Annotated in this window: 6 protein-coding genes and 1 pseudogene; 3 read left to right on the top strand and 4 right to left on the bottom strand. The window is 62.5% G+C overall.

From position 1 onward, the window contains the following. Positions 1–30: 30 nt before the first annotated feature. On the top strand, positions 31–303 hold the full coding sequence (gene hupB, locus EN906_RS21835; protein WP_127268007.1) for a DNA-binding protein HupB: 273 nt from the start codon (positions 31–33) through the stop codon (positions 301–303). Positions 304–391: 88 nt separating this feature from the next. Here hupB and EN906_RS21840 read toward each other — a convergent pair whose 3' ends face one another. Beyond that, positions 392–1,414 carry an aldo/keto reductase gene (locus EN906_RS21840; RefSeq protein ID WP_127268006.1) on the bottom strand — a complete coding sequence of 341 codons (1,023 nt, stop codon included), beginning with the start codon at positions 1,412–1,414 and terminating at the stop codon, positions 392–394. A 178-nt stretch (positions 1,415–1,592) separates the two neighbouring features. Here EN906_RS21840 and EN906_RS21845 point away from each other — a divergent pair, with 178 nt between their 5' ends. Both EN906_RS21845 and EN906_RS21850 read left to right on the top strand, forming a co-directional pair. Then, a complete protein-coding gene (locus EN906_RS21845) occupies positions 1,593–2,159 on the top strand; it encodes an SIS domain-containing protein (RefSeq protein ID WP_127268005.1) in 567 nt (188 codons plus the stop codon). A 3-nt stretch (positions 2,160–2,162) separates the two neighbouring features. After that, positions 2,163–2,906 (top strand): creatininase family protein, encoded by a 744-nt coding sequence (locus EN906_RS21850; protein WP_127268004.1) that lies wholly within the window; start codon positions 2,163–2,165, stop codon positions 2,904–2,906. A gap of 12 nt (positions 2,907–2,918) precedes the next feature. On the opposite strand, the gene EN906_RS21855 is transcribed toward EN906_RS21850, so the two are convergent. From EN906_RS21855 to EN906_RS21865, 3 genes and pseudogenes are all read right to left on the bottom strand, one after another. After that, a complete protein-coding gene (locus EN906_RS21855; RefSeq protein ID WP_127268003.1) occupies positions 2,919–3,836 on the bottom strand; it encodes a carbohydrate ABC transporter permease in 918 nt (305 codons plus the stop codon). 26 nt (positions 3,837–3,862) lie between these two features. Further along, a complete protein-coding gene (locus tag EN906_RS21860; protein WP_127273345.1) occupies positions 3,863–4,984 on the bottom strand; it encodes a sugar ABC transporter permease in 1,122 nt (373 codons plus the stop codon). An 88-nt stretch (positions 4,985–5,072) separates the two neighbouring features. Continuing rightward, positions 5,073–5,295: pseudogene (locus tag EN906_RS21865) on the bottom strand (sugar ABC transporter substrate-binding protein); the annotation flags it as partial.

A 5,295-nucleotide genomic window follows, 5' to 3' on the forward strand; every position in this document is an offset into this window, starting at 1 on the left:
GTTCCGGTGTTCTCATGGAAGGGAATTTTTATGAACAAGAACGAACTGGTGTCCGCTGTCGCCGACGCCGCGAGCATTTCGAAGGGTGACGCGCAGTCGGCGGTCGATGCGGTATTTTCCGTGATCACCGGCGAACTGAAGAAGGGCGGCGATGTCCGGCTTGTCGGCTTTGGCAATTTCTCCGTGTCAAAGCGTGCGGCTTCGACCGGCCGCAATCCTCAGACCGGCGCCGAAGTGAAGATCCCGGCGCGCACCGTGCCGAAGTTCTCGGCCGGCAAAGGCCTCAAGGACGCAGTCAACTAAGCGTTTTTTCTTTTCAGAGACCTCAGAAAAGCCGGGCTTGCCCGGCTTTTCATTTTTTGTGCCCGACGCTGACGCGACGGCGGCCGGCTTATGCGGTCGGCGCCTCGGCGCGCATCAGACCTTCCTTCTTGAGATCGGCCCAAAGCGCTGGGGGCAGTTTCGCATCGAGCAGCGAGCGATTGCTCTCGACCTCGCTCGGCCGCTGGCCACCGGGGATCACCGAGACGACCGAGGGGTGCAGCAGCGGGAATTGCAGGGCGGCCTCGATCAGCCTGACACCATGACGCTTGCAGACGTTTTCGATCCCGGCGACCCGATCGAGTATGTCCTTCGGCGCTTCCGAGTAGTTGTAGTAGGCGCCGGGCTTCGGTCCGGTCGCCAGGATGCCGGAGTTGTAGGGGCCGCCGAGAACGATGCCGATGCCGCGTGCCTGGCAGAGCGGCAGGAAGGACGTCAGCGCCTCCTGTTCCAGGAGCGTATAGCGTCCGGCCAGCAGGAACAGGTCGAAGTCGCCGCGCTCGGCCAGCGTCTGCGCGACCTGCCACTCATTGATGCCGCCACCGAACGCCTTGATCACGCCCTGGTCGCGCAGCGACAGCAAGCCGTAATAGCCCGAGCGCATGAACTCCTCGATGCGCCGGTCGGAGGCTTCCTTGCTGCCATGCGTGAAGATGTCGACATCGTGGACGAAGAGGATGTCGATCCGGTCGACGCCGAGGCGCTCAAGCGAGGCCTCGAACGAGCGCATGACACCGTCATAGCTGTAGTCGTACACTTCGCGGCGCGACGGCGTGTCGAAGAACTTGCCGATGCCGGTGCGCTCTTCGGGCGGGCAGGCGCGCATGATGCGGCCGACCTTGCTCGACAGCACATAGTCGTCGCGCTTCTTGCCGCGCAGGAACGGGTTGAGCCGCGTTTCCGACAGGCCGAGTCCATAAAGCGGCGCGGTGTCGTAGTAGCGGCAGCCGGTCGCCCACGCGGCTTCCAGCGTGGCGTTGGCGTCCTCGTCGGAGACGGCACGGTAGAGGTTGCCGAGCGGCGCCGCGCCGAAGCCGAGCTCGGTGAAACTGATGCCGCCATTGCCGATGCGGTCGAAATGCCGTGTCTTCATATGCTGCCGTTTGCCTCGCTCGATTTGTCTGACATGACACTATCACGCCTGTGGTCAGGCAAAAGCATAGCTGCGGGTTGGACACGCATTTTCGCGGTTGCTAGCATGAACGAAATCAAGCTGTTCGTGGCAGCAAGGGCGGCAAATACCAGGGGTGATTTTTGATGGCAGGATCGCGGTGAGCGACAAGAGCAAAAGCCTGTTCGAGACCGCGCTTGAGGAACTCGGCGGCGTGCTGGCCCGCATCGACGAAAGCCGGATCGACGCCGCCTGCAAAATGCTGGCCGGCGCGCGACAGATCGTCGTCTATGGCTGCGGCCGCGAGGCCTTGCAGGTCAAGGGGTTTGCCATGCGGCTCTACCATTTGGGCCTGCCGGTGTCCGTGGTCGGCGACATGAACACACCGCCGCTGGGGCAGGGCGATGTCTTCCTGGTCAGCTCCGGGCCGGGAGAGACCTCGACCGTGCTGACCCTGATGCAGGTCGCGCACCAAGCAGGTGCAACCAATCTCCTGCTGACCGCCCAGGCCGCAGGCAGCGCGGCGAAGCGCGCGGACTTCACCCTACTCATTCCCGCGCAGACCATGGCCAACGATCAGGGGGCGCAGAAGACATCGGTGCTGCCGATGGGCTCGGTGTTCGAAGGCGCGCTGTTCCTGCTGTTCGAGGTGATGGTGCTGAAACTCAGGGAATTGATCGGGGCGTCGCCCGAAGCCATGCGCGCCCGCCACACCAACATGGAATAGATCATGCGCTACGAACTGATGCTGCCACACCAGATCCGCAGGGCGATCGCCGAGAATTGGCCGGTCGCTCTGCCGCTCGGCGTGCTCGAATACCATGGCGAGCACATGGCCGTCGGCATGGACACGCTGGCCGTCGTCAAGACGCTGGAGCTGTTCGAAAAGGAGAAGGACGTCGTCATCCTGCCGCCCTTCTACTACGGTGCTGCGAGTTATGCGGTGGCGCCCCCGGAAGGCAGCGGCTCGGTGCAGGTCGGCGGCAATGCGCTGGCGCCGTTCGGCGAGGAGCTGTTCTACAGCCTGCTGCGCATCGGCTTTCGCAACATCCACGCCATCATCCACCACCAGACCGAGAACTTTGCCGCCGGCATGCCGACCGATCTGGCGTTCAAGACCGCCGGCCGCCAGGCGATCTTCCGCTTCCTCGAAAAGGAGCGCGGCGAGGGCTGGTGGGGCTCTCAGGCGATGGCCGACTACTATTCCGGGCACGCCACCGGTGAAAATTTCTTCAACTGGGTGCAAGTGCATCCGCTGATGTCGGCTGACATGAACGGCAAGTACCCGTTCGATCATGCCGGCATCGGCGAGACCTCGCTGATGCTGGCGCTATGCCCGGAGGCTGTCGATGCCGCTCACTTCAACGACAACAAGAGCTGGTATACGGCGAGCGCCAAGGATGCTTCGGCCGAGCTTGGGCAGAAGGGCGTCGCCATGATCATGGACCACCTGCGCACGATCCTGGCAGCCTAGCGGGCCGCCCTGCTACTTCACCGCTCCTGCGGTCATGCCCATGATCAGATAGCGCTCAAGCGCGATGCCGATCACCGCCAGCGGCGCGATGGCTGCCGTGGCGAGCGCTGCCATCGACCACCAGTTGATGCCTTGCGAGCCGGTCTGGCTCGCCACCATGACGGGGATCGTCTTGGCGTCGGTCGAGGTCAAAAGGGCGGCGAAGAAATACTCGTTCCAGCACAGCACCATGGCCAGGATAAAGGCGGCGACCATGCCCGGCAGCGCGATGGGCATGACGATGCGGAAGAACGCGCCCCAGATCGACAGCCCGTCGACCAGGGCTGCTTCCTCAAGTTCGACGGGAATCGAATTGAACTGGTCGCGCATGATCCAGATGACGATCGGCAGCACCATCAGCGTGTAAAGCAGGATCAGTCCGATGCGCGTGTCGAGCAGGCCGACCTCGCGGTAGAGTACCAGGAAGGGCAGCGCCAGCACCACCGGCGGCAGGATCAGCTGCGACAGGAAGAAGAACGAGATGTCCTCGTTCTTGAACCAGGCGAAATGATAGCGATAGCGGGTGAGCCCGTAGGCGGCGAGGCTGCCGATGACGATGGCGAGGCTCGACGCACCGACCGAGGTGATCACCGAATTCATGAAGCGCTTGAGGAACTCCTCGCGCACCGTCGAGGTCTGGAAGATCGAGTCCGGCGACAGGCCGAGCGAGCGCCAGCCTTTCCAGTCCGGCTGAAAGTCGACGAAGGGGATGAGATGGCCCTGCGTGACGTCGACCGCGGTCTTGAACGAGGTTGTCACCGTCCAATAGATCGGGAACAGGCAGATGAACGCCCAGAAGGCCAGCGCGCCATAGATGAAAACGCGGCTGGCGAGGAAGCTCGCCGGCGAGCGGATCTCCGAGGCGACATATTCGGTGGTCTGAACGCTCATCGGGCTTAACTCACCCCCATCTTGCTTTAATTGACATTGCGGACAAAACGGTTGGCGAATTTCAACAGCCACGTGACGAACACGACGATGATCACCAGATAGGCCATCGCCAGCATGGTTCCGTAGCCGACATTCGAGCGGTCGCGATATTCGCGATAGATGAAGCTCGACACGGAATCGGTGGCGCCGCCGGGGCCGCCGGACGTCACGGTGATGATGATATCGGCAAGCTTCAACTTGAAGATGATGCGCAGGATCACCGCCGTCACCGACACCGGCAACATCAGCGGAAAAGTGACCTGCCAGAAGGTCTGCCACGCATTGGCGCCATCGACGCGTGCGGCTTCGAGCACCTCGCGCGACATCGCCTGCAGCCCGGCCAGCAGCATGATCATCATGAATGGGATGAAGGTCCAGGCATCCAGTATCATGATCGATATGCGCGCGATGATCGGGTCGGAGAAGAAGGCGGGATTTTCCCAGCCGAGATGGCGCGCCAGCGTTGCTGCCGGTCCGAACCGGTATTCCATCAGCGACTTGCCGATCATCCACGACACCGCGACCGGGGACAGCATCAGCGGCATCAGGAAGACGACGCGGAAGAATTTTCGCGCCCGGATTTGCGCGTTGAGCAGCAGCGCCAGGCCGAAGGCGATGACATATTCGACCGCCACCGCCAGCACATAGAGCACCATGTTGAACAGCGCGTTGCGGTAGTAGGGATCGGCCAGCATCTGCCAGAAATTGTCGAGCCCGTTGAACTTGCGGCCGCTGAACGAGCTGAGGTTCCAGTCGGTGAGGGCGATGTAGAAACCGAATAGCGTCGGGAAGATCACCATGGCGATGGTGAACAGCAGCGCCGGCAGCAGGAACAGGGCACGCTGGCCGTCTTCGCCGCGCGTCAGCACCTGGCCGACGCCGATCGCCACGCCCCACAGCACATAGGCATAGACGACGGGGCGCCAGGTCTCGAAGCCGATCGTATCGGCGCTGCCCTTGTAGAGGATCTCCAGCACGATCGTCGCCAGCAGGCCAAGCGTCGCAACGGCCATCAGCGTCCAGCCAAGGCGTTTGCGGCCTGGAGAGATCAGATCGGAAGGGCCGGCATCTGCCGGCCACTGGTTCGCGGTCGAAGTCTGGTCAGCCACAAATCTCGCCCGTTTGAAGGCTCTCGAAGAGCCGGAGCCGGTCTAAAGTGGTCCGGCGTTGCCGCCGGACCACGGTTCATAGGCCAGCCTACATGCCGAGCGAAGCTTTGTAGAGCTTGATCTGGTTGTCGCGGCCGATCTGATCGGTCAGCTTCTCCCAGGCCGCCGCGATGGCGTCGGCACCTTCTTGCGCCTTCATCTTGCCGGCGAAAGTGTTGGCCAGGATGTCCTCGGCGGCGCTGTAGTATTGGAAAATGCCGGGGATGCGTGGCTCGATCGCCGCGTTCGGATGGTTGTAGCTGTCTGATTCC

Source organism: Mesorhizobium sp. M7A.F.Ca.CA.004.06.1.1, assembly GCF_003999135.1.
Taxonomy (GTDB): Bacteria; Pseudomonadota; Alphaproteobacteria; order Rhizobiales; family Rhizobiaceae; genus Mesorhizobium.

Excerpts from the sequence above, each read along its gene's own strand:
- EN906_RS21850 (WP_127268004.1), top strand. The coding sequence starts at position 2,163 with ATGCGCTACGAACTGATGCTGCCACACCAGATCCGCAGGGCGATCGCC.
- EN906_RS21855 (WP_127268003.1), bottom strand. The coding sequence starts at position 3,836 with ATGAGCGTTCAGACCACCGAATATGTCGCCTCGGAGATCCGCTCGCCG.
- EN906_RS21840 (WP_127268006.1), bottom strand. The coding sequence starts at position 1,414 with ATGAAGACACGGCATTTCGACCGCATCGGCAATGGCGGCATCAGTTTC.
- hupB (WP_127268007.1), top strand. The coding sequence starts at position 31 with ATGAACAAGAACGAACTGGTGTCCGCTGTCGCCGACGCCGCGAGCATT.